Here is a 26511-nt window from a genome sequence, read left to right on the forward strand (position 1 = left end):
TTTATGACATCCCGCGTAGTTGAATACGCCTTAAAAACTCAGTCATCACCCTATCGTAAACTAAGTCTCCTAAAAACAAATCTTCAACGCCATGATCAATACTCGGATTATCGTTCACCTCAATCACAAACGCTTTGCCATCGATTTCTTTTAAGTCAACGCCATACAAACCAGCACCAATTAAATTAGATGCTTTAACCGCGGCATCAACAATATTATGCGGCACCATTTTTAAATCAATACAGTCAAAATCGCCACTGCTGACACGGCCACTTTGATGATGCTGATAAATTTGCCAATGGCCACGGCTCATAAAATAACGACACGCGTAAATAGGTTGGCGGTTTAATACGCCAATGCGCCAATCGTAATCGGTTGGCATAAAGGCTTGCGCTAAAATGAGCGCGCTGTGCTCAAAAATTTTTTCTGCTTGTTCAAGCAAGGTTTGGCGGTCTTTTACTTTCACCACCCCCAGCGAAAATGCCCCGTCGGGTACTTTTAACACTATGGGCAAACCAATGGCATTAATCACATCGTCAGCCCAGTTTTTATCCGACGCTTTAAAGATCACGCTTTTAGGCACCGGCACTTTATGCTTATAGAGTAACTCTGTTAAAAATACTTTATTGGTGCATTTCATTATGGATTCAGGGTCATCCATCACCACCAAACCGAGCTGCTCAGCTGCTTTTGCAAATCGATAAGTAAAGTTACTAATATTAGTTGTGGAGCGAATAAACAGCCCATCAAACTCACTTAAGCGAGCCAAATCGTGTTTACCGATTTGCACTAAATCCATGCCAATACGATTCGCCGCTTTGGTAAATAACTTCAATGCCGCTTTATCAGACGGCGGCATTTTTTCGTTTTCATCCACTAACATGGCGATTTCGTAACGATAGCGTTTTGACGGCTTAGGCAAGCGCCACACTTTTTGAGAGAACACTTCTAAATAGCGAGCAAACAAGTCTTGCTCAGGTTCGGTTAAGTCTTGAAATGCCGCAGGCTCAATAATATCCACCTGCCATTTACCCGACACTTTAAGCAAATTCACTTGCAAAATGGGCACGGTAAAACGTTCAAATATTTTGCGGGCAATTTTATCTAATGCAGGATTATCGCAGTAGCCAAAATACACCTTCATCGCAATGCTAGTCACATTGTCTGCCAGCTTATCAAGCCCTGCTTGAGGTAAACTAAAAAAACGGTCTTGCGACAAATCGTTAATGGTCATCACCCGAGGGATAACTCGATGTCCGCGGGCTTCAGCCATTAACGAGCAATAATAGCCGGTAGTGAGGTAGTCATAACTGCGGCATAAGTTAATCACTTGCATGGCGCTTTTATCCGAGTACGCCCCCATCTCTAAATAATCATGAACCGTGACCATATGATCACTGGGCAAATAAGGACGCCAATCATTGACATCATCGGTGACAATTAAAAACTGAGCCATAAATATCTATTGCCTCTTATGCGGTTTAGCGCGTAAATTAACCCACTAGTTGTTTGCCATTTCGAGCCGACTCATGCTGCTACGCCAAGCCAACCTCTCTGATTTACCCCAACTCAATACCATTGAAAACAATGCCTTTAGCGGCGATAAAATTAGCCCTCGGCAAATGAAACGTTTTATCAACTCGCCATTAGACAGTTTGTTCGTCGCAGAAATAGACGGCACACTCGCCGCTTATGCCTTAGTGCTGTTTAACCGAGGCACTAGGCTCGCCAGACTGTATTCAATTGCGGTTACGGCTGAGTTTAGAGGCCGTAACATTGCCTTTGAGCTGGTGAGTCGCTGCGAGCAAATCGTCGTCGAACGTGGCTTTATTACATTACGCCTCGAAGTGCGAAACGACAATATCGCTGCAAAAAATCTTTACTTAAAAATGGGTTATAAGGTCCTTAAAACCTTAGTGCACTATTACGATGATTTAGCCGATGGCGTGCGCATGCACAAACGCTTAGACACGCCAGGGCCAAGTAAAGTGATTAAGATGCCTTTGTATGTACAAACCACACCGTTTACCTGCGGCGCGGCGTGTTTGATGATGGCCATGAGTGCGGTAAAACCGCAATATAATCCCAGTAGAGTGGATGAGTTAAGTATTTGGCGTGAAGCCACCACCATATTTATGACCAGCGGTCATGGCGGTTGCAGCGTGCATGGCTTAGCTTTGGCGGCAATCAAGCGAGGCTTACAGATTGCCATTTACAGCCAGTCTTCATCGGTGCCATTTATCGATAGCGTGCGGGATAAAAACAAAAAAGCGGTCATCACCTTAGTACACAATGATTTTTGCCAACAGTTAGCTTCACAAGGCGTTATGGTCCATAACGCCTCGCCAACTATTACTCAATTAAAACACTGGACAGACCAAAAGTTTGTAGTGCTGTTGATGATCAGTACCTATCGTTTTAATGGCGAAAAAGGCCCACATTGGGTGGTATTGAGCGGTTACAACGAGCAGTTTATGTTTATCCACGATCCGTTTGTTGAGGCGCAAAAAGATGCCATTAACGCAGCTTACGTGCCCATCAGTCAGGCAGAGCTTGCGCAGGTCATGCAGTATGGTAAGCAGAAACAGGTTTCTTGTTTGGTAGTGGAATCATCTTTGGCTTAACAAGGTTAAGCTTTTTGATGGCCAACGGGCACTAACGTCATGGCGCTTCGCCCACACCAGAGTGAAGTGATAACGCCCTGAACGAAATGTGTTCACGATCTTGCCCTGGGGTGACTAATCAACTTGTCATTAGCGGTTTCTTAATGTACTTTTCACACGTTTAGTAACTATGTCATCCAATGATATACACTAACGCCTCCAAGTATAATCATTAGTAAGATTCCGCCTCTCGATAACTGATATACAGCCGAAACCATTGTCCCATTTCCATACCGACTCTTTGATAACAAGTTATAATAAAACTCGTTTACAGACTTCGCATAATATTTAAATATTAGGAAATAGCTTGTCGAAGCTATAAGCCAAGTACATTCCATTAATATAAAAGCAGTCGAGTCTTCAAATAGCGCTATAAAAATGAAGGGGGAAAGGAAAAATAATACTAACCATGCAATAGCATAATAAGTACACTTTTGTTTTAAAATATATCTCCATTCTTCATACTCAGTAATATTTTTAGCTCTTGCTTCTTTATACTCCTTTTTATGTCTACTTTTCTTACCCATTCAAAAAACAACCTTATATTTTAGTAATCCTATAACGACACATACTTATTTCACTCCTAAAGCGGCATTCTACAACTTCAACGCTCAAATCTAGGGAATCCCCAGATGATTCTTTTAAATTTCAGAATAGTAGACACGCATGGTGTTATCTGATCTAATCAATTTCGCCACTTATTCCTATAAGAAGGCTACTAAATATAACGCCATGTGTGCTCCTGTTAAACTTAAGCATATACTACACGATTTGCTTAAAAAACAATGCCCCAAAATTCTCTTATGGTTGCCATTGAGTCACTACTCGATAGAAATCAATCGTCACTCACTCAGCTTGATCGCAATATTACAGGTTCTGAATGATTAATCATGCTACTCATTTTATGATAATTAACATAACTGCTTTTAAGTTTAATTGCGGTAACCTTCTTCACTATTCAAATGTATAAATTGAATGGCAATTATCAACAAACTGAGCGCTAGATTGAAAATGGTGAGCTAGGCAGAAAATTAAACACTGCACTAGTGGCTTGATTGATATCAAGCTGGCAATCAGGTGATTGATTTAGTGTCAGACGTTAAGCCTTAAGCACACAACCAGCGATGGCTGTTTGATTCACCTTGTCTTAGCTTTCGCTCTAGATATTCGCAATATTCCGTTAATGCAGGTAAAGCCCCTACTGCACCTTTGAATAATGAATCAAACTCAGTAGTGATTTTTAGCCTGTTGTCAGCAGAAATATTGAGTCTATTGAGAAAACTATCGTGGGTAGCCATGTTTATGAATTTTACCTCTGTCTTAGAAGTGTAATCTTGCTACAAAAACATCATTAGCATACTCAGGATCAAAGATACTGATCATAAATGACACCCCCTACTTTTTATGAGTTTTTCAAACTCACCCTTCGGGTCGGCGTCGCATTGCTCCTTCGTTCGGCTGGGCGGTTTTTCATCAATCACTCTGTAGGTTGAGCTGAGGCACGAAGCCCAATAGATTGTTTTAGATATGAAAAAGTTGGGTTGCTTATCGTTAGACCAACCTATCTAGCGAATACAAAACACCCTCAAAAGGTGGGGGGTCTTTTAAAAATCTATAAATAAATGCTGAGTTAAAATTATAGAATTATCAATATCTGTCCAATACGTATGTTGTTTAGATGCTTAAGCTGATTCAATTTTGCAAGCGTCTTCACACTAACTCCAGTTCTTGCAGAAATAAGTGACAAACTATCACCAGAACGAACAGTATAAAATTGCTGTTTAGTCTTAGCAGGCTGTTTTACCACTATCTTTGTAACGACAACCTTCTTGGTTGGGGTACTTTTAACAACAACTATCTTGTTAGTACTCTTAACGTTCTTAGTAACAACTACTGTTTTCGTATTATTCTTACTAATGTTTTCATTTACCTTCTTGGTATAAGTAACTTCATTTTGTTGTTTATGGTTATTAGATAGGCTGTTGTTATCCGCTGATGCCACGCCTGCAACAGTTAAAGCCAAAACCGAAAGAGCTGTTACTAAAGTTAATTTTACATTTTTCATATTATTTACCCTTTATTAAATTTTTTGGTTTAAATTCGTTTGTTGCTTTTGTTCAAACGTTGAAAGTATTTTACACCAGATAAATGCAAACTTGTGTAGAGAGGAAGTAAAGAATAATTGACAATTATCGTGGATGGCCATGTTTTAAGTTACTTTGATTCAAGATATCTAAAATGAGTCTGTCAGTTTATATTTGTCTTCCCGGCAATGCTTTTGAGCCGGGATCCAGGTGTTTCATTTACTGTTTGTGTTTATGTACTTTTGTACTCATGGCCTGCGGCCACTAACGTCGTGGCGCTTCGCCCACACCAGACCAAGAGGAAATTAACGGCTATTCCCTCTTTACTCTTTATAAAAGAATTGGCCCAGCCGCCATATCAAAATTATCATTCTTAACTTAACAATAGCTGCGATAATTTCGCGACGTGGTTAGATCCAGCTTTTTACTCTATTTGGAATCGGCTCGGCCACCTCTTTATGGTGAAGAATGAAAATGCTAACGCTTCCGATGGTAAATCTGATGTGAATGGATTCACGAATGTCGCGGTGGCATGGATGCCAAAGAGCGACCTGTACCGCGAAAGCTAAGTTCATATCTGATAGGCAGGATGCCTGAATGCCTTGTAGCACCTGGATGTGCGTGAAAGGCCATGTGAGCTTCACGCATTCACTTATAAAGAGTCTTCAACGGCCTCAAGTTCAGAGTTGAATTTGAATATTTTCAAACAAGCACATTTTGAATAGAAGCAGGTTAGAAGTTATTTTTTTTATAAAAGTTTACCCTGCCCAGTTAATTTTTGGTTAATGAAGCAATGACTTATCACTATTATCACAATTATCACAATGCCAAATGCTATTAAGCTACATCGCCTGCACTTGATTTTATAAAGAATGACACCTTATTGGCGCGCATTAATGAATGCAATCAACAAAGTCGTTTACACCTTAAATGAGCCTGAAACTAACTGTGCACAAAGCACCTCTGACTTGAATAGTGCCATCTTAGGGTTAACCGATAAATGTCTCGGCTTTGGCTTCCTGCGTCGCTCTACCTCCTAAATCCATTTAGTCGTAGTACCCCTGATATTTCAAAGGAATGAAAAGCGTCAGGCAGCATTCTTTAATTTAAAAGAAATCGCACTAAGAGAGCCTCTATATGTGTTTGCTGTAAACGATGATTTGACAGCTAAATGACAGACGAAGTAGATGAATTTGTTGATTGATTTTTATTTGACTGCAAAAGCAGTCAAATAAGTTAGGCTCGCCTATTGACTGGCGGAAGGCTCATATGTGTTAGCAAGCATTTATTAGTAGCTAAGTTCTTTCAAATGTAGCTCTATGTCTTTTAATCCATCAAATACATGATTAAATAAATTTATAGTTATAGAAGGTGCATCTACCTGTCTAGTCACTCCTTTCAGATGGGTATGTGCCTCTCTATTTCTAGCGCTTTTTAAAGTACCAAGAGCTGATTCAAGTCGTGCTTTTTTTAATGGATCAAGTTTATCTTCCAATTTTTCAATATTTATAAGACCAACAACATAAGTAAGCATTTTCATAAAGTGCTTTTTGTATTCAAACCCATAGGTTGGTTTAATTATCTGGGTCGCGATATAGTTTTTATTTGCTTGACTCTTAAGTGAGCGATTAGCACACTTTTGAACTATATCGTCCATTGATTCTTCTATCCAACCACAAAGCTCTAACATAGCAAGCTTTGAGTAATATAATTTACTCTTAAGCGTTATAGCGTTGAGATATAGCTTATCTAATTGCTTTAAATTACTTTCAATGTACGAGCGAGCTATCATGATTTACCAATATTATGAAAAAATTTCTATAGAAGCAGATATACGAGCTTCGACTTTATCTTTCTTAGCAACACCACCGTTTAAATATTCAGTAGCTAAAGAGCTATGCTCTTTAAGTCTTAAGAAACGTGATGTTAAGTCTTCTTTTGATAACAGTTCTAAAGAATCAATATTAGCAGACACACCAGCCAATAAAGCTTCTAATGTAGAGATACCTACTCTTTCATCTCCCGGTAGAACTTTCGCTTCTATTAATTTAACTGTTCTTAAAAAATTGTCTTTTTTAGCTTGTAAGAAATCTTCACTAGGAGCCCTATTAACTCTCATATATTCATTTAAAAATTTAGATAAAATGCCTTTATATTTTAATAGGTCATCATTAAATGCAAAGTGCCTTAGGATCATTTCAACATATTTAAACCTAGAATCATCTTTATCTTTGAGCCTATTGATAGCTCTCCAATGAGTATTCTCATTTAATTCTTTTAATAGTGAATTCAAAGAGCCACTGAATATACAATTTCTTATTTCTTGATTATTTAGTTTTGTCCCGCCAGTGTTAAGCCTATGAAATATGGTAAATAAATATTCCATATGAGATTTTTTACTATGATCACATCTAAGAACAGTCACAGGGAGAGTGAGATTTTCTAATCTTTGATAAAGAATATGATCAACACTATCTTCGTCTTTAAAATGTGATACTTTTTTACCTGCTAACTTTTTATCAATATCATCAAGATCTGATAAACGCCATGATTTGTCATCTAAAAATCGAATAATTGCAGTCATCCGTTGAAGCCCATCAATTACCTGCCACTTTTGAGTTTTAAAATCTAAGCTAAAGCACATACTCGGTATGGGTAGTTGTTTTATAAGTGAATCAATAAATCTTGTTTGAGCGGGTGGGTTCCAAACAGAATCTCTTTGAAAATCAGGGGTTATATCTAAAATACCCTTATCATACATTCGGAATAAATCTGCACATGAACGTAGCTCATTATAGGCAATGATATCTGAGGGTGGTTGCTGATCAGATTCATCTTCAAAAAATGATTGCTCTTCTTCTTTTTCTAGTTCTGTTAAGTCATCTGTACTCATAAATTATCTCAATTAAATTGTATAAATAAATATTATTAACAGAATAACATTCAAACTTGATTCTGTAATTGATAAATGAACAGCTTTGCTTGCTAACGCTTATTGAAGGGCTCGCCCGATAATGTCGGCCCTTTAACTTATTGATTAATAACATCCTACATTTGCTAACTTATTGTTGTAAAGCAGTTTTATTTAGATCATCTGGCAAATAAAAACGAGGTTGCGCGTTAAAAGTGGACTCAATATTTAACAGCAAACAAAAAACACTTTAATTTCAATGCATTACAATCTTCGCAAATTATTATTCGTGCTACTTTAGTTTACTTATCACCGATTAAACTTAAAAATACGCCAAAAAACATTACAACTGTTTTTATGCACAGTGCACACCACATAAAAGTGGAGGACTAGCTACCACTGGATATCTATCCGACATTTGTAAGCTAGCTAAAATGCAGTCTGGAGCTGGGCAAAGCGCCACGACGTTAGTGGCCGCTGGTTATATTTGAAATACTCTTTGCTACATAAATGAGTTAACTAATTGACTTTCAGAGGTTCTAATTCAACTCTGAACTTGAGGACGTTGAAGACTCTTTATAAGTGAATGCGTGAAGCTCACATGGCCTTTCACGCACATCCATGTGCTACAAGGCACTCAGGCATCCTGCCTATCAGATGTGAGCTTAGCTTTCGCGGTACAGGTCGCTCTTTGGCATCCATGCCACCGCGACATTCGTGAATCCATTCACATCAGATGTACCATCGGAAGCGTTAGCATTTTCATTCTTCACCATAAAGAGGTGGCCGAGGCAGAATTCAAACGAAGCCACAAGCTGGATCATTTTCCGTCGCGACCTTTTCGCTGTTTGAAAATGTTGCCGGAACGGCAGGGGTGATCCAAGAGGGGATTGCTGTTGATCCCCTCTTGGCCAGTGCAAGGTGGAACCTTGCGATCTTACTTCAAACGAAGTTTGAAAAAGCCTGGTATGGGCGAAACGCCTACGACCTTAGTGGCCATAGGTACAATATGTACAAAAGTACAAAACAAACACCTGGATCCCGGCTCAAAAGCATTACCGGGAAGACGGTTAAATCAACCTGCGTAAATTGGCAACTTACAACCTTAATCTGGTGTGGGCGAAGCGCCACGACGTTAGTGGCCGCAGGCCATACATATGAGGCCATATGAGCCCATATATTTCAACCCATATGTATCAACCCATATGTATCAGCTAATAAACATCACCTCCGAAGCTTCCCTCGATAAAATTATCGTTATTATTTTTCAATTTTTTGACCTAACGTTATTTTTATTCCCTTTATATCAAGTCTACTAGGAATAGAATTCAATATCGGTGGATATAAGGTATTAATAATGCAAAGTTTAATCAATTGGCAATTGTTACATAAGCGCTTATCTAAAAAAAAGAGACCAGAAAGTGAGTTTCTATTAAATTGGGATGAGTTTGCCGAAATGTATGATGGAATGATCCGTCTTGAAGCACGTTTTAGCGAACAACAAGTCGCCTGCCTGCCTATTGAAGCAAGTGATACCGTGGTTGATATAGGTTCTGGCCCAGGTCGTTTATCGGTGCCATTAGCTCACAGAGCTCAACAAGTAACAGCGGTGGATGCCTTTCCTAATATGTTAGCCCGCTGTATGAAAAACGCTAAAAATGCAGGTGTTGATAATATCAAACCGCTGTTACAAGATTGGGAAGCTGAAGATGCTTTAGAACAAATAGGCATGCATGATATCGCCATCGCTTCTCGTTCTGTCGGTTTAGCCGATTTAAAAAAGCTCAATAAGATTGCCAGAAAATATGCCATTATCATCGCATTTGCTAATGCTCCGAGTTTAAAACAGATACATTTTGAGTTTCTAGAAGGTATGATCCCCAATGCTAAAAGAAGCAAAAAAACCAAGGACAGAGCATTTAGTTATAACATTACTTACAATATGCTTTACGACATGGGCGCTGAGCCAAATGTATTAATCCTTGATGATGGTTTTGAGGCTATCTATAACACCAAACAAGAAGCCTATGATGACTTAACGTTTATGGGCAATATTCAACCAGATGTTGAGCATCTATTTCACCAAAATATTGATAAACACCTTACCGCGACCGAAGATAATCGCTGGAAATTATTTTGCCCAACCCGTTCTTTTGTCATGTGGTGGAAAACCAGTGACATAGTGGAATAAACAACCCACTTAACCGCATGAATATTAACATTAATGACGATGAGACTAAAAAGGAGGCTTTCGCCTCCTCTCTTTATCCAACTAGCAAACACTACTTACCGTCTTGTGCTCGACGTTTTTTAAAGTCAGATTCTTCTAGCCATTTTGGCCAGTCGTTGTTGTTGGCCAGCTTTTCAATAATGTCACTGATTAAAGCGAGGTCTTGCTCGACTCCGCCTAAATTCCAGCTGGCATCATAATCGTCGGCAGCTTGATGGTATTTATGAGCAATGTAGTCTGGGTCAGTATCACCTAGGCTCATAAACATTAACCCTGGCACACCTTGTTGGGCTAAGGCAAAGTGGTCTGAACGGAACATTAAGCCGTTTTGTGGACGAGGATCTGCTTTTACAGTGCGCCCTTGCGCTTTGGCGGCATCATCTAAATAAGTTTCTAACTCTGACACGCCCTGGCCGTAACGCAGTATGTAATTAACACCTTTGCCAACGTTCATGCCGTCAATGTTTAAAAACGACACCAGTTGTTTAGTCGGGACTGGAGGATTGGCGGCAAAGTATTGCGCGCCAATGAGGCCTGTTTCTTCTGCGGTAAAGGCAGTAAACAAAATAGAGCGTTTAGGTGCTTTGTTTTGCGCTTTAAAATGTCGCGCTAACTGTAACACGCCTGCTACACCCGAGGCATTGTCGACAGCACCGTTATAAATGCGGGTTTTGCCATCTTGCACAGTTTTACCTAAATGATCCCAATGCGCATGCATGACGACCCATTCGTCGGCTTGGCTAGTACCAGGGATAAGCCCTGCTACGTTATAAGATGTAGCCAATTCGATTTGATTTTTTAGCGATAAGTTGGCTGTAAGTTTAAGCGGTATAGACTTAAAACCGGGCTTAGCGGCGGTGAGTTTCAGTGTGTCGTAATCAAGGCCCGCTGCGCTAAAGATTTTTTGCGCGGTTTGATGTTGAACCCAGCCCATAACACCGATGTGTGATTGGTTTTTATGGTCATCCACTAAAGTATATTTAGTATTGGTATTGCTGTTTTCAACCACATTCCAACCATAAGCAGCTGGGGCAGTTTCATGGACAATAAACACCGCTTTGGCGCCCTGCCTTGCAGCTTCTTCGTACTTGTAAGTCCAGCGACCATAGTAGGTCATGGCATTACCTTTAAAAATGTCAGGGTCTTGAGTCGCAAAACCTGGATCATTGACCAGCATAATTAACGTTTTACCTTTCACATCAATGTTAGCGTAGTCATTCCACTGGTATTCTGGTGCATTAATACCGTACCCCACAAACACCACATCACTGCCATCTAAGCTGACTTGAGGTTGAACTTGTTCAGTACGGGCGGTGAAATCAGTACCGTTGTTAAACACTAAATCGCCGACACTGAGTTGCATCGTTTGGTCGGCTGTTATTTTAGCCATAGGCACTGCTTGACGGTAGCTGTCACCAAAACCCGGTTGAAGCCCCATGGCTTTATAGGCTTTTTCTAAATATTCAACGGTCAGCTTTTCGCCATGAGATAACGGCCCACGGCCTTCAAATTCATCGCTTGCTAAGGTTTGCACATCTTGGCGGTAGGTTTTTTCATCAAATTGAAATGGCGTAGCGTTAACGCTTGGCAGTATAAACACACCACACACAGCTAATAAACGAAAGGTATTCACAGACAACATCCTTTGTTAAATATTAAGAAAAATAATTGTAAACATGGCTAGGTATTAGAGCGGACTTCGCCTTGTTAGAACGTTTCACGGCGATAAAGACTAGACTCACCAATATAGTCTGAAGCGATAATCAGTGCTACCGCTTTTGTCGCCCTTCATCGTGTGTTCAAAAGCGGTAAACTAAGCCCGGTTTGGCCTTGTGCTGCCAGGTAACGTTTGTCTATCCATAATCCTATTGCGGCAACTAACACATCATCGTAAAAAATTAATGGAATTTGCTGACGGCGCCAGGGTGGAATTTGACATTCCTGCCAGAGCTTTTTGAGCTCTCGAGGTTTGGTGCGTTGCGATGTGGCAAACTGTGGCTGGCATTTAATTGAACCTGCTGCGCCATATTTTATCATTACGTGTACATGAGTTGCAGGCAATGCAAGTAGTGGCATTGTTGATGCTGACACGTCTTGCTGTACACATTCTGCTTTATAGGACTGTATTTGCACACTAAATGATTGCTGCCCTACTTTGCCGCTGACTTGATTTAGCTTGCCTGCTAATACCGCCAGAATATCACGTTGCAATGCTGTGGCATCTTGAGGTTCAAGCGCTTGATGGGTTAACACATATGCGATATTCGCAAAGCGTTTAACCTGATAATCGCCCCATTGAATGGCCACATTGGCATCATCTTTTGCATCAAGCAGTTGTGACAATATTTGCTGCAATTGCGATTGCGATGGCAAACTCACACCACAATGCTGTAAATAACCGCGAAATAATAATGCCTGCCAGGCGGCACTCAATAGGCCAAATCCAGTGAGCTTAAACCCGCTTGATTCGGTGATTAATGCATTTGTATCGGTGGGTAGAGTTAACCACTGGGGTAAGCGATGACTCACTTCATCATCAATCACTTGTTGTTGATCCGCACACAATGCCGCGCTTCTTGCTGCGGTGGTGGCAATACTTGGCCAGCGTTGTTTTAAGCGAGGAATAATCTCTAAACGTAAAAAGTTACGGTCGTAACTGTCGTCTTGATTACTTTCATCTTCAATATGACGAACACCATATTGTACTGCAAATTGCTCTATTTGATCGCGGCTGATATCCAATAACGGTCTAAGTAACCACCCTTGTTTGTAAGCTTGTATCGCCCCCATTGCGGCTAGCCCTTTTGGGCCTTGCCCACGTTTTAACGCGAGTAATAAGGTTTCAAGTTGATCATCTTGGTGATGGGCGGTCAGTAAAATGTCACCCGGATTAAGATAACGGTCAAAAGCCTGATAGCGCGCATCACGCGCTTTGGCTTCTAAACTTTCTCTTGGACCTTTGTTAACGTTCACTCGCTCTATTTGTACAGGCAGTTGGTAATGATTAGCACGAGTGATGCAATGGTCAACCCACGTATTAGCATTAGGACTTAATCCATGATGTACATGAATAAGTAAACAAGCGATATGCGGGTGTTTTTGGGCAAAGGCACTTAAGCCAAACGCTAAGACTTCTGAGTCAACGCCGCCACTGTAAGCCAGCACTAACTTAGGAGCTTGCTCACTGTGTAGCAAACCTTGCTCATACAGTGGCAATATGGCCAGCTCTAATAACGTTAGCAGCTGTTTTGCTGTGAGTGAGTCAGGCATTAACGCTGTTTTTGTCATGATGTTAGCCTAATTAAAGGTGATTTTGACGTTATTAGACCCAAGCATACTTTCAAGCGATAACATAAGCTCATCACTTGGGTTTACCCGCCATTCATCGCCTAAGGTAATTCTGCCGCTGGCTTCTGGTTTAACATAATTAATCACCACTGGTACTGCGCCATTACGCCATGGCGTTAAGGTTTGCTCAAACGTTTCCAGCCATTCGGGGGTAACATCATTGCCTTGAACATTAATTTCAACTGCGCGAGCAAAGTGACTGCGAGCTTCGCCAATTTCGATAACATTACGGGCGTTCATGCGATTACCGCCAGAGAAGTCATCAAAACTGACATCGCCTTCACAAATGAGAATACGATCTTTTTCAAGCAAATGACCAAATTTTTCAAACGGCTCGGTAAATAACATAATTTCTAAACGCGCGCTTTTATCGTCTAACGTGACTAAGCCCATTTTTGAACCACGCTTGGTGATCATCACTCGGGTTGCCACCACTAACCCAGCCGCTTTAACGGTTTTACCGCGCTCAGTTGGGTGAATGTCTTTTAATCGACCATTGGTGTATTGCTTAAGCTCTTTTAAATACTGGTTAATGGGGTGTCCAGTTAAATACAAGCCTAAGGTTTCACGCTCGCCTTCTAGCCAAATTTTGTCTGGCCATGGGGTACATTGAATAAAGTTTTGCTTACTGTCTTCTGGCTCACTATTGAGTAAACCAAACATATCATTTTGACCAATTGCTTCGGCTTTAGCATGTTGCGCTGCGGCGCTAATGGCTTGGGGCAAGGTCGCCATCATGGAGGCACGATGCGGGCCTAGGGTGTCTAGTGCCCCAGCTAAAATGAGTTTTTCAATGACGCGTTTGTTGAGCTTTTTTAAATCGACACGGGCACAGAAATCGAACAAGTCGGTAAATGGACCGTCTTTACGGGCGGCTAAAATAGAATCGACTGGGCCTTCGCCCACGCCTTTAATCGCGCCGATACCGTAAACAATATTAAGATCGTCATCGACCGTAAACTTGAATAAGCCTTTGTTTACGTCGGGCGGAATTAACGGCAAGCCCATGCGCTCACACTCATCAACTAAGGTGACGATTTTGTCGGTGTTGTCCATGTCGGCAGACATTACCGCTGCCATGAATTGCGACGGGAAATGGGTTTTAAGCCACAATGTTTGGTACGACACCAGTGCATAAGCTGCTGAATGCGATTTGTTAAAACCGTAACCGGCAAACTTTTCAACCAAGTCGAAAATTTTCATCGACAGTTCGCCGTCGACACCGTTATTGATCGCGCCCTCTTTAAAGGTACCGCGCTGCTTGGCCATTTCTTCTGGCTTTTTCTTACCCATTGCACGACGGAGCATATCCGCGCCGCCTAGGGTGTAACCCGACAATACCTGAGCAATCTGCATGACCTGCTCTTGATACAAGATAATGCCGTAGGTCGGTGACAATAATTCTCTTAGCGATTCATGCTGATATTCAGCATCGGGGTATGACACTTCCTCACGGCCGTGCTTACGTTCGATAAAGTTATCAACCATGCCTGACTGCAAAGGACCTGGGCGGAAAAGAGCCACAAGTGCAATCATGTCTTCAAAGCAGTCAGGCTGTAGACGTTTAATCAGGTCTTTCATACCGCGAGATTCAAGCTGGAATACCGCGGTGGTTTCGTAACGTTGCAGTAATCTAAAACAAGCGGGATCGGCAAGTGGAATGGATTCTATGCGAACTGGCTCTTTGCCTTCTTTGACTTGGCGCGGATTGATCATCTGCAATGCCCAGTCAATAATGGTTAAGGTACGTAAGCCCAAGAAGTCGAACTTAACCAAACCTGCAGTTTCTACGTCATTTTTATCAAACTGAGTAACGGGGTTTAAGCCTTCTGCATCGCAATATAAAGGCGCAAAATCGGTAATTCGAGTCGGTGCGATAACCACACCACCGGCATGCTTACCCGCGTTACGGGTTACGCCTTCTAGGCGACGACACATGTCGATAAGTTCTTTTACATCTTCATCACCGGCATAGGCTTCTGGCAGCGCAGGTTCAACCTCAAAGGCTTTTGCCAATGTCATCCCAGGCTCTGCCGGGATCATCTTGGTTAAGCGCTCAACAAAGCCGTACGGATGACCTAATACGCGGCCTACATCGCGCACAACCGCTTTTGCCGCCATGGTACCAAAGGTAATAATCTGGGATACCGCTTCGCGGCCATACAGGTCGGCAACGTGATCAATTACCTCGTCACGTCGGTCCATACAAAAGTCGACGTCAAAGTCGGGCATCGATACACGTTCTGGGTTCAAGAATCGCTCGAACAGTAAATCGTATTCTAGTGGGTCTAAATCGGTAATTTTAAGTGCGTATGCCACTAATGACCCCGCACCAGAACCACGACCTGGACCAACGGGAATGCCTTGGTCTTTACCCCATTGAATAAACTCCATCACAATAAGGAAGTAACCAGGGAACCCCATTTGGTTAATCACTTTAAGTTCAATTTCGAGGCGTTCGTCATATTCGCCGCGTTTTTCGGCACGAACTTGTGGGTCTGGGAATAAAAATTCGAGACGCTCTTCTAAGCCTTTTTGTGACACGTTAACCAAGAAGTCTTCAATGGATAAGTCGCCGGTCGGGAAATTCGGTAAAAAGTATTCATTTAAGCGAATGGTGACATTACAGCGTTTCGCTATTTCAACACTGTTTTGAATGGCTGACGGAATGTCGGCAAACAGTGCGATCATTTCATCTTCTGTGCGCAGGTATTGTTGGTCACTGTAGGTTTTAGGACGGCGAGGATCAACCAAAGTAAAACCATCGTGAATGGCTACGCGGATTTCATGTGCTTCAAAATCATCTTGCTTTAAAAACACCACTTGATTGGTGGCAACAACAGGCAAATCTTTTTCTGATGCGAGCTCAACCGCCATGTGTAAATAGCGTTCTTCATGAGCTCGACCGGTTCGAATAAGCTCAAGATAATAGCGGTCTGCAAAATGCTGTTGATAAAATTCAATCAGTGAGTCGACCTGGTTTTGGTTACCCTTTAATAAGGCTTTACCCACATCGCCATCTTTAGCACCAGAGATAATAATTAAGCCACGATTAAACTTCACCAGCCAGTCTTGATCGATCACTACCCGACCATTAACTTGGCCACGTAAGTAGGCTTCACTGATGAGCTGGGTCAGGTTTTGATAACCTTCGTTGTCCATGGCAATAATCGTTAACGCACAAAACTCTTTTTCAAAACCCGGTGTTTGCACCCAAAAATCGGCGCCAATAATGGGTTTAATCCCTGCACCGTTACAAGCACCATAAAATTTAACTAGACCACAAAAGTTGTTTTGATCGGTTAATGCTATTGCAGCCATGCCCTGACTTTCAGCAGCAGCAATAATAGGTTTAACTTTAGCAACGCCATCAGACATTGAATAATCACTGTGGACGCGTAAATGAACAAAACGAGGATCGGACATAGATTAATTATTCTTCGAAAAAGATGAATGAAACAACACGAAAAAGCGGGATTTAGACTATCAAAATTCCCTAGTTTCGCCAATGAAAACTAGGGAATGATTATTAGTCTTGAAGCAACATACGTTCAGCAACGGGTTTAAAACTTTTACGATGTTCAGCTAAGACGCCATGTAAGGCTAAGGCTTCAAAATGCGCCTTGGTGGGATAGCCTTTATGCTTAGCAAAACCATACTGAGGATATTGATTATCTAAGGTTTCCATTTCAGCATCGCGGGTCACTTTAGCAATAATAGAAGCTGCGCTTATTGCAGCAACTAAACCATCACCTTTAATCACGGCATGGCTGGCAATACCAAAATCAGGCACACGGTTACCATCAACCAGCACACGTTGTGGTTTGATGCTCAACCCTGCGACCGCTCGCTGCATGGCTAACATCGTGGCATGCAAAATATTCAATTCATCGATTTCTGCAGGGCTGGCTCTGCCGACGCTAACACTGAGCGCATTTGTCATAATCTCTTGATATAAGGCATTGCGACGCTTTTCGCTGAGTTTTTTAGAATCGTTTAATCCGATAATAGGCTTGGTCGGATCTAAAATCACCGCCGCGGTGACCACATCGCCCACTAACGGCCCACGGCCGACTTCATCAACACCGGCAACCCTTCCTTGCGATATCAAATCAACTTGTTCTGGGGTGATATTTTTAATCACTACCGGTACAGTATCAAGCGTTATCATTAGGGTTATCCTGTTGTCAGTAGTGCGTCGACAGCGTCGGCTGCTCGCTCGCTGGCATTGCATTTAAGTAGCTGATGCAATTGCTCGAATCGGGCATTAAGCGGCGTAAAATCTTGGTTAAGCTGGTTAATCACAGCATCTGCAATTAATTGCGGCTGGCAATTCGCTTGCATCAACTCTGGCACAATAGTTTCATTTGCCAATAAATTAGGTAATGAGTAATTCTTTATTTGCATCATACGGATCGCAATCGCATACGTGATTGGACTGACGCGATAGGCCACTACCATAGGACGCTTAACTAGCATGGCCTCTAATGTAGCTGTGCCTGATGCTAATAAAATACAGTCGGCTGCTGCCATGACTTCACGCGAGTGACCATCAACAATATGAATTTCTAAATCAGGTGCATACTGTTGTAACGCGTCATTGAATTGTTGCTTACGCGCCTCATTCACCATTGGCGTCACAAACTTAATGTCAGGATAGGCTTGTTTAACGAGCAAGGCCGCTTTAACAAAAGGTTCAGCCAGTTGCGCTAATTCGCCACCACGAGAACCGGGCAATACTGCGAGGTATTCTGCTGCAGCATCTAAACCTAACTCTGCACGTGCGGCTAATTTGTCGCTTTGCATCGGAATATCGTCAGCCAAGGTATGGCCAACAAACGTACATGGGACTTGATGCTTATCGTAAAAGGCTTTTTCGAATGGCAATAGCGATAACACCATATTAGTGGCTTTCGCTATTTTAAAGATACGCTTTGGACGCCACGCCCACACGGATGGACTGACATAATGAACCGTTTTAATGCCTTTGGCTTTTAACTTAAGCTCAAGGCCAATATTAAAATCAGGTGCATCAATACCGATAAAGCAATCTGGTGCAAGTTCGGTTATTTGCTTTATCAAGCTTGAACGGATATGAAGCAGTCTTGGTAAACGCGATAACACCTCTACAAGCCCCATGACTGAAAGTTCTTCCATGGAAAAAAGACTTTCAAACCCGAGGGCTTGCATACGAGGACCACCAATACCAATAAAACGGGCATCTGGATGGCGTTGCTTAAGCGACTTTACTAAGCCGGCACCTAAAATATCGCCGGAGATTTCTCCGGCGACAATGGCAAATACTTTTTGAGAACGTTGAGTCATCATTTCTTCTATCGAATAATGCCGCGACCAGGTTGGTTAATGAATTCCATAAATGCTTTTACATTGTCATCTTTGTCAGCCAATTCACTGACTTCTGCGTTCGCTTCTTCAATGGTTAAGCTCTTACGGAATACCGCTTTGTAAGCATTTAAAATCGCTCGCTGGCTTTCTTTGGTAAAGCCACGGCGCTTTAAGCCTTCAAGGTTTAAGCCACGTGGTGCAGCAGGAGAACCTGCAGCCATTACAAATGGAGGAACATCTTGTAAAATTAGTGACGCCCCAGCAGTAAATGCATGATTACCAATGCGAACAAATTGATGTACGCCAGTCATGCCGCCAAGGATAACCCAATCGCCTACATGCACATGGCCAGCGATTGACGCATTGTTAGCCATAATCACATTGTTTCCCACAACACAGTCGTGAGCAATATGAACATAGGCCATAAATAAACAGTTAGACCCAATGCGAGTTTCGTGATTGTCTTGCGTCGTACCACGATGAATGGTGACAGACTCACGGATAATATTATTGTCGCCGATAATTAAGCGAGTTTGTTCGCCAGCATATTTTTTATCTTGGCATTCTTCACCGACTGAAGCGAACTGGAAAATCCGGTTACCTTTGCCAATAACAGTTGGACCTTTAACCACAACATGTGAACTAATCCATGTGTCGTCGCCAATCTCAACATTTTCGCCAATATACGTCCAAGGGCCAATCGTGACATTTTGACCAATTTTGGCACTGGGATGAACAAACGCTAATTTATCTATCACTTTTTAATCTCTCTACGTGCGCACATGATTTCGGCAGAACAAACCAGTTCACCATCAACACGAGCTTCACCAACAAACACACCAATACCACGGCGTTCTTTAATCATTTTAACGTGGAAATGTATTTGGTCACCCGGCTCAACAACACGTTTAAAACGCGCTTTATCGATACCTGCAAAATAATACAATACGTCAGGAGAAGGCTCTGTACTCATGGTTTTAAAAGCAAGTAAACCGGTAGCTTGTGCCATTGCTTCTAAAATTAATACACCAGGCATAACCGGTTGTATTGGGAAATGACCTTGGAAGAAAGGCTCATTAATCGTGACGTTTTTAATCGCATGCAATTGCTCGCCTACGGTAAAATCCAATACACGATCGATCAACAAAAATGGATATCTATGAGGTAGATATTTAAGGATCTCTTTAATATCCATGGTGTTTAATTGGTTTGACACACTACATTCCTTAATCAAGGCTGAATGGGTTTATTCTTCGCCTTTGGTGCTTTTCTCGAGGTGTTTTACTCGATTAAATAATTCATCTAATTGACGGAAACGAACAGTGTTTCGACGCCATAGCTTGTTTTCCATTGCAACCGTCGCAGAAGAATACACGCCTTTCTCACGGATAATACTGGTTACATTAGTGCCACCTGAAACATGGACACCATCAGCAATACTTAAATGGCCTGCAATGGCAGTATTACCGCCGATAATACAGTATTTACCAATCTCGGTACTACCCGCAATTGTCGTGCTACCTGCAATAGCAGTATTTTGACCAACAATCACGTTATGAGCAATTTGAATTTGGTTATCTATAATCACACCATCATGAATTTCAGTATGAGATAACGCGCCGCGATCGATACTGGTACAGGCACCAATTTCGACCCGATTGCCAATACGAACTCCGCCAGTTTGAGGGATCTTAACCCAGGTTCCGCGCTCATTAGCGTAACCAAAACCATCTGAACCAATTACTGTACCTGATTGCACAAGACAATGTTGTCCGATGTGCACATCATGATACACAGTAACGTTAGCCCAGAGACGAGAATCTGAACCAATAATGCTGTCTTCACCGATAACACAGCCAGGTCCAATTTGGACGTTCTCACCTAGAATTGCCCGCGCACCAATAACCACATTAGCCCCAATTGCTGCATCAGTACCTATGATGGCTGACGGGTCAATTTGAGCTGATGGGTTAATGCCTAACACTTGCTTAGGCGTGGTATCCAATAACTGCGCTACTCGAGCAAATGCCACATAAGGGTCGCTAATAATTAACGCATTGCCCTGATATAACTCTGCTTCTTTTTCGCTTAGCAATACCGCGCTAGCTTGAGTTGCCTCAAGCTGAGCACGGTACTTACTATTGGCTAAAAAAGAGAGTTGGCCTTGGACCGCATCTTCAAGAGTCGCAACACTGGTGATTTCCACTGTTGCATCGCCTTTAACCGTTGCCCCCAATTGCTGGCCAAGCTCTTTTAAAGTCACTTTTTGCATATTACTTATTTGCCTTTGCTTAAGGCTTCAACCACTTTACCGCTGATATCAGCTTCTGGCTTAACAAAAATTACCGCGCCACGTTGTAGCACTAGGTCGTAATTTTCTTTACCAGCAATGGTATTAATGGCTTTTTGAACTTGAACTAATAGTTTATTTTGCTCTTCACCTTGACGACGACGCATGTCTTCATCTAATGCTTTGCCTTTTAATTGGAATTCAGATTTTAAAGAATCCATTTTACGTACTAGTTCAGTTTTTTGTGTGTCGCTCATTAATGCGCCGTCACGTTGTTGCTTTTCTACCAAAGAACGCATTTCTTCCTGCATTTTTTGAACTTCAGCAACACGATCACCAAACTCAGCTTTTAATGATTTAGAAATTTGTTCGCGCTGTGGCAACTGCTCAAACACTTCACCCATGTCAACTACTGCAATTTTTTCTGCGTGAGCGAGCATAGGCGTAGCGATTAATGCCAATGTTACTAGTGCGCGATTTACCATCTTTTTCAAAGTAGACTCCTGTTAAATTTGTTGTTATCAGCAAAACCTGCCGAGTGTATTTGTTTTAGAACGTTTTGCCAATATTGAACGAGAAAATCTCTGTTTCATCGTCTTCATATTCTTTTATCGGCCAAGCTAAACTAAACACCATCGGACCCATTGGTGATAGCCACTGTACGCTCATACCCCATGACGCACGAATACGTTCAGGGTCACTATAATCACTTAACTGCGAGAATTGATCGGCTGGCAAATAACGATAGCCATCGTAATCAAACTCAGTATCCCATACGTTACCGGCGTCTAAGAAGAAGCTGGTACGTACCGAGTTTGTGTAAGCTTCATCTAAGAATGGTGTAGGCACAATCACTTCTATACTCGCCGTTGCAATAGCATTACCGCCGATAGAGTTTCCATCACTCACATAAAGTGTATCTAGGTTGCCAGGCAAGTTACAACCCTCTCCAGATGGATCTGGTGAACAGGCTTCACTACCACGATATAAGTAAAATGAACGAGGTCCTACGGAGTTAGACTTAAAGCCACGTAATGAGCTTGAACCACCTGAGTAGTAATTTTCCCAAAACGGTAGAATTTGATCATTATCTTTAAAACTGCCATAACCGTTCGCGTAACCTAAATGGGCGCGAGCTAACAACACAAATCCATGCTGACGAGTTAACGGTAAATAGTAGTTAGTGTCAAAATCGGTTTTGAAATATTGTAAATCCGACCCTGGCACTGTCATTTTACCACTTAAGCGCTGAGATGAACCGTCTGTTGGGAACGTGCCACGGTTGAGCGTGCTGCGGTACCAACCCGCAGTTAATTCAAAGTTATCAAAACTTAAATCAGCATCAACTTCATCGTTTTCACGGTAAATATTGTAAAAACGCACAGCTTGTTCATAAGACGAAATTTCTGAAATCGTGTTATGACGATAACCAATACCGCCATTTAAACGGTTAGATTCGTTAATCGGGAAACCAGAGTTAAGCGCTAAGCCATAAGATTTATTCTTATAACGTTCAAGGTTAGCCTGGTTCGCGTCAAACTCATTCCAGTAAACACTGCCACCTAAACTCACGCCATCTTTAGTAAAGTATGGGTCGGTATAAGACAAGTTCGCACTTTTTGAATACTTGTTAGTATTGACACTGAAACCAGCTTGGTTACCTGTACCAAGGAAGTTATTTTGTTCAACCCCAAACTGCAAGCTTACGCCTGATTCAGTACCATATCCCACACCTGCGTTGAACGAGCCAGATGGCTGCTCTTTAACTGTAACGGCTACATCGACAAGATCGTCACTGCCAGGCACTTGAATCGTCTCAGTTTCTACCGTTTCGAAGTAACCTAGGCGGTTAAGACGAGTTTTAGATTGCTCAATTTGTGATGAGTTTAACCAAGCCCCTTCCATTTGACGTAACTCACGGCGCATGACTTCATCTTTAGTCACAGTGTTACCTGTGAAATTGATGGAGCGAACATACACACGCTTACCTGGTTTAATATTGATGTTTAATACAACTTCTTTGTTTTCATCATCAATTTCAGGATAAGTTTTCACTTCTGGGTAAGCATAACCAAAGCGGCCTAAATATTTGCTGTACATTTCTTCGGTGAATGTCACATCCGCACCGTTGTACATATTGCCCGCTTTAATTGGCAAAATTGAAGTCATTAACTCTTCGCGGCCCATTAAGTCGCCGACTAAGTTAACTTCTTTAACTTTGTATTTCTCGCCTTCTTTAACGTTGATTGTGATGTACAAACCTTTACGGTCTGGCGTCATCGCAACTTGCGTTGAAGTCACTTCAAAGCGGATATAGCCTTGGTTGTGATAATAGGTCTTAATGGTTTCTAAATCGGCCTGTAACTTCTGCTTTTGATAGCGACGCTCACCGAATAAATCCCACCATGCAACATAGTCTTTAAGCTCGAGCATGCTGATAAGCTCTGAGTCAGTAAATACCGTGTTACCTACCACGTTTATTTGACGAATTTCTGCCGCTAAACCTTCGGTAAACTTAAACTTAAGCTCAACACGGTTACGCGGTAAGTTAATAATTTGCGCTTCAACTTTGGCACCGTACTTACCCACGCCGTAATAGAAATCTTGCAAGCCTTTTTCAATGCCTGACAACATGGTTTTATCTAACGACTCGCCAGATTTCACACCAGAACCATCAAGACTTTCTTGTAACTGCTCGTCTTTAATGTCTTTGTTACCTTCAAACGAGATAACGCTGATGGTTGGACGTTCTTTTACGGCCACATACAATATGCCATTTTCATGACTGATACTGATGTTTTCAAAATTAGTTGAACCATATAGGCTCTTAATTGCTTGCTGTAATTTAACTTCATCTATTGTGTCACCTATTTTCACAGGTAAGTTTAATAGCGCCGCACCGAGAGCAACTCGTTGCAGACCTTCTACTTGAATGTCGGTCACTTCAAAAGGTTGGAAAGACTCTGCCCAACCATTCCCTGAAAAAGACGCGCCGACGAATAACATCGAGGCAAAAATTTTATTCAATCTCATAGAGCACTTCTAATTATTAGTCTGTCCTTGCTCAGAGTCGGGCAAAATCGTTGAATAGGGCGACACCCATCAACATTAGCAGCAATGCTGCGCCAAACCTGAAACCTATTTCCTGCACCTTTTCGGGTACAGGCTTACCAGTAATCACTTCAACAAAGTAATACAGCAAGTGTCCACCATCAAGCACTGGCAAAGGCATTAAATTAATGATGCCTAAGTTAACGCTGATGAGCGCGATAAACCCAAGAAAGTACACTAAACCGTAACTTGCACTGGCGCCTGCGCCTTGTGCAATCGAGATAGGACCACTTAAGTTTTTCACCGACACATCGCCGGTAAATAATTTTCCAATCATCTTGAAACTAACAACAACGAGTTGCCATGTTTTGTCAGTCGCTGCGATAAAAGAATCTACTATGCCATACTCAAGATCAAAGCGCATATTGTCAGGCCAAGGTGCTTGAGTAGGGCTAATGCCAACAATACCAATGGTTTTGCCATCTGGGTTTTGCTGAGCTTTAGGTGTTACATCAACATTGATCACTTGGCCGTCTCGCACCAATGTCATGCTTATTGATTTGTCTGCCGATGTTTGTACCACATCGACAAAGTCTTTCCAATCACTGTAAGGATTGCCATTAATTGATGATAATTTATCACCGACTCTTATCCCTGCTTGTTCTGCAGCACTCTCAGCCGACACTAAAGCAATGGTAGGGTCAATCCCTGGGCGAAATATCCCTAAACCTAACGAAGTAATAGGCGACATTTTTTCTGGGTCAAAAACCCAGGCGCGAGTATCTAGTGTCACTGTTTTCGTTGGCATATCCATGCCAGACAATGTGGCAAGGGGCGCTAAGGTTAATTCAATGCTTGCATCACCAATATGCCCCACTAACGCTAAATTCACTTCTTCCCAGGTGCGAACTTTTTGCCCTGATACCGCGAGAATCTGTTGCGGTTCAACCACATTAATAATCCCTGCTTGGCTGTCTAATTTAGTGCTATCGATAACAGGCTTAAGCGATGGTGTGCCTATCAAGTACATAATATACAAGGCAAGTATGGCAAAAATAAAATTGGCAATTGGGCCTGCTGACACAATCGCGATACGTTGCCATACTGATTTGCGGTTAAATGCTTGATCAACCAATTCTGCTGGTACGTCTTCTACACGCTCATCGAGCATTTTGACATAACCGCCCAATGGGATCATCGCGACCACATACTCGGTACCGTCTTGGCCCACTTTGCGCCAAATCGCTTTGCCAAAGCCAATAGAGAAACGTTCTACTTTGACACCGCAACGACGGGCAACCCAAAAATGACCGTATTCATGGGCGGTAATTAAAATGCCCAATGCCACGATAAATGAACCAAGGCTCCAAAAAAAATCTATCATCATTTCCCTGAATTAATTAAGTGCGTTAATAACCGATTTAGCCGTTTTGCGCGCTTGCTCATCAAGCTGCAAAATATCTTCAATACTGGCTAAGCGTGTTTGTTGCACTGAGTCTAAACAATGATGATTAACATCAGCAATATCGGTAAAACGGATCTGACCTTTTAAAAATGAATCGACGGCAATTTCGTTAGCCGCATTTAATACTGTCGTTGACTCTTGACCTTGTTCGCAAGCTTGCATCGCCAGACGTAAGCAAGGAAAACGGCTAAAGTCAGGTTCACAAAAGCTTAATTGTCCGACTTTGAAAAAGTCCAAAGGTTCAACACCTGCATGAATTCTTTGCGGATAGCTCATACAATGAGCAATTGGAGTGCGCATATCGGGATTTCCCATCTGTGCAATCACTGAACCATCTCGATATTGCACCATGGAGTGAATCACACTCTGAGGATGAATAACCACTTTCAGCTGATCTTTTTGAGTGTTAAACAACCAGCGAGCCTCGATAAACTCTAAGCCTTTATTCATCATGGTAGCGGAATCGACCGAAATTTTAGGTCCCATAGACCAATTAGGGTGATTACATGCCTGAGCCGGTGTCATGGTGCTCAAGGTGGTTAAATCGGTATTTAGAAAAGGTCCACCCGATCCTGTTAGCAAAATATGCGAAATACCATTGCCATTAAGATCGCAGTAACCGAGTTGGTCTTGTACTTGCTGAGGTAAACATTGAAATATAGCGTTATGCTCGCTGTCGACAGGCAGCACTGTTGCACCTGAAGCCTTAGCGGTGTTCATAAATAATTCGCCAGACATCACCAACGCTTCTTTGTTGGCCAACAATACACGCTTACCAGCTTTAACAGCATCAAAGGTCGGCACTAATCCAGCCGCACCAACAATGGCAGCCATCACGGTATCTGTTTTACTGTCAGTCACTAACGCATGCAGCGCCTCAGCACCGGTTGTCACTTGGGTAATACTATGTGAAGGCAACTGAGCTTTAAGCTGCATAGCAGCGGCCTCATTAACCATATGAGCATATTGCGGTTGATACTTAACACATAGGGCTAGCATTTTATCAACACTGGCATTGGCAACTAAGCCATAGACATGGAACTCGGCAGGATTATTTGCTATCACGCTCAGAGTGCTTGCCCCGATGGAGCCTGTCGCTCCTAGTATCACCATATTTTGCATC

The 26511-nt window shown here is 42.1% G+C and carries 21 protein-coding genes; 3 read left to right on the top strand and 18 right to left on the bottom strand.

What is annotated here, in order from left to right:
- Position 1: 1 nt before the first annotated feature.
- On the bottom strand, positions 2-1456 hold the full coding sequence (locus AC19MX_RS01315) for a RimK family ATP-grasp domain-containing protein (RefSeq protein WP_432401440.1): 1455 nt from the start codon (positions 1454-1456) through the stop codon (positions 2-4).
- Positions 1457-1529: 73 nt separating this feature from the next.
- Here AC19MX_RS01315 and AC19MX_RS01320 point away from each other — a divergent pair, with 73 nt between their 5' ends.
- Positions 1530-2624, top strand: coding sequence for a peptidase C39 family protein (locus AC19MX_RS01320; RefSeq protein WP_432401442.1), 1095 nt, complete (start codon positions 1530-1532; stop codon positions 2622-2624).
- Positions 2625-2791: 167 nt separating this feature from the next.
- Here AC19MX_RS01320 and AC19MX_RS01325 read toward each other — a convergent pair whose 3' ends face one another.
- From AC19MX_RS01325 to AC19MX_RS01335, 3 genes are all read right to left on the bottom strand, one after another.
- Positions 2792-3190, bottom strand: coding sequence for a hypothetical protein (locus AC19MX_RS01325; protein ID WP_432401444.1), 399 nt, complete (start codon positions 3188-3190; stop codon positions 2792-2794).
- 579 nt (positions 3191-3769) lie between these two features.
- Positions 3770-3961, bottom strand: coding sequence for a hypothetical protein (locus AC19MX_RS01330; RefSeq protein WP_432401446.1), 192 nt, complete (start codon positions 3959-3961; stop codon positions 3770-3772).
- A gap of 338 nt (positions 3962-4299) precedes the next feature.
- Complete coding sequence (locus AC19MX_RS01335; protein WP_432401448.1) at positions 4300-4728, bottom strand: LysM peptidoglycan-binding domain-containing protein; 429 nt, start codon at positions 4726-4728, stop codon at positions 4300-4302.
- A gap of 915 nt (positions 4729-5643) precedes the next feature.
- Here AC19MX_RS01335 and AC19MX_RS01340 point away from each other — a divergent pair.
- Positions 5644-5787, top strand: a complete 144-nt coding sequence (locus AC19MX_RS01340) for a hypothetical protein (RefSeq protein WP_432401450.1) — start codon at positions 5644-5646, stop codon at positions 5785-5787.
- 248 nt (positions 5788-6035) lie between these two features.
- On the opposite strand, the gene AC19MX_RS01345 is transcribed toward AC19MX_RS01340, so the two are convergent.
- Entirely contained in the window at positions 6036-6539 is a 504-nt protein-coding gene (locus AC19MX_RS01345; RefSeq protein WP_432401452.1) for a hypothetical protein, read from the bottom strand.
- A 12-nt stretch (positions 6540-6551) separates the two neighbouring features.
- The gene (locus tag AC19MX_RS01350; protein ID WP_432401454.1) at positions 6552-7640 is read right to left on the bottom strand and encodes a GmrSD restriction endonuclease domain-containing protein; all 1089 of its coding nucleotides are present in this window, start codon (positions 7638-7640) and stop codon (positions 6552-6554) included.
- A gap of 1375 nt (positions 7641-9015) precedes the next feature.
- Between AC19MX_RS01350 and AC19MX_RS01355 the strand changes: the two genes are divergently transcribed.
- Positions 9016-9849 carry a methyltransferase domain-containing protein gene (locus AC19MX_RS01355; protein WP_432401456.1) on the top strand — a complete coding sequence of 278 codons (834 nt, stop codon included), beginning with the start codon at positions 9016-9018 and terminating at the stop codon, positions 9847-9849.
- Between the two features lie 91 nt (positions 9850-9940).
- Here AC19MX_RS01355 and AC19MX_RS01360 read toward each other — a convergent pair whose 3' ends face one another.
- The 12 genes from AC19MX_RS01360 to ispC all read right to left on the bottom strand — a co-directional run bounded on the left by AC19MX_RS01360 (position 9941) and on the right by ispC (position 26510).
- A complete protein-coding gene (locus tag AC19MX_RS01360; protein ID WP_432401458.1) occupies positions 9941-11530 on the bottom strand; it encodes a M28 family metallopeptidase in 1590 nt (529 codons plus the stop codon).
- A gap of 146 nt (positions 11531-11676) precedes the next feature.
- The gene (gene tilS, locus AC19MX_RS01365; protein ID WP_432401460.1) at positions 11677-13176 is read right to left on the bottom strand and encodes a tRNA lysidine(34) synthetase TilS; all 1500 of its coding nucleotides are present in this window, start codon (positions 13174-13176) and stop codon (positions 11677-11679) included.
- Positions 13177-13185: 9 nt separating this feature from the next.
- Entirely contained in the window at positions 13186-16662 is a 3477-nt protein-coding gene (gene dnaE / locus AC19MX_RS01370) for a DNA polymerase III subunit alpha (protein WP_432401462.1), read from the bottom strand.
- 103 nt (positions 16663-16765) lie between these two features.
- Entirely contained in the window at positions 16766-17407 is a 642-nt protein-coding gene (rnhB, locus tag AC19MX_RS01375; protein ID WP_432401464.1) for a ribonuclease HII, read from the bottom strand.
- 5 nt (positions 17408-17412) lie between these two features.
- On the bottom strand, positions 17413-18561 hold the full coding sequence (gene lpxB / locus AC19MX_RS01380; RefSeq protein ID WP_432401466.1) for a lipid-A-disaccharide synthase: 1149 nt from the start codon (positions 18559-18561) through the stop codon (positions 17413-17415).
- Between the two features lie 8 nt (positions 18562-18569).
- Positions 18570-19340, bottom strand: a complete 771-nt coding sequence (gene lpxA, locus AC19MX_RS01385; RefSeq protein ID WP_432401468.1) for an acyl-ACP--UDP-N-acetylglucosamine O-acyltransferase — start codon at positions 19338-19340, stop codon at positions 18570-18572.
- A complete protein-coding gene (gene fabZ, locus AC19MX_RS01390) occupies positions 19337-19798 on the bottom strand; it encodes a 3-hydroxyacyl-ACP dehydratase FabZ (protein WP_432401470.1) in 462 nt (153 codons plus the stop codon). Before fabZ ends, lpxA begins: the two co-directional genes overlap by 4 nt.
- Before the next feature lie 30 nt (positions 19799-19828).
- Entirely contained in the window at positions 19829-20854 is a 1026-nt protein-coding gene (gene lpxD, locus AC19MX_RS01395; protein ID WP_432401473.1) for a UDP-3-O-(3-hydroxymyristoyl)glucosamine N-acyltransferase, read from the bottom strand.
- 5 nt (positions 20855-20859) lie between these two features.
- Entirely contained in the window at positions 20860-21357 is a 498-nt protein-coding gene (locus AC19MX_RS01400; protein WP_160053907.1) for an OmpH/Skp family outer membrane protein, read from the bottom strand.
- 64 nt (positions 21358-21421) lie between these two features.
- Positions 21422-23905, bottom strand: coding sequence for an outer membrane protein assembly factor BamA (bamA, locus tag AC19MX_RS01405; RefSeq protein WP_432401475.1), 2484 nt, complete (start codon positions 23903-23905; stop codon positions 21422-21424).
- A 31-nt stretch (positions 23906-23936) separates the two neighbouring features.
- Complete coding sequence (rseP, locus tag AC19MX_RS01410; protein WP_432401556.1) at positions 23937-25307, bottom strand: sigma E protease regulator RseP; 1371 nt, start codon at positions 25305-25307, stop codon at positions 23937-23939.
- A 12-nt stretch (positions 25308-25319) separates the two neighbouring features.
- Positions 25320-26510 (bottom strand): 1-deoxy-D-xylulose-5-phosphate reductoisomerase, encoded by a 1191-nt coding sequence (gene ispC, locus AC19MX_RS01415; protein ID WP_432401558.1) that lies wholly within the window; start codon positions 26508-26510, stop codon positions 25320-25322.
- Position 26511 lies beyond the last annotated feature (1 nt).

Source organism: Shewanella sp. MF05956, assembly GCF_059758055.1.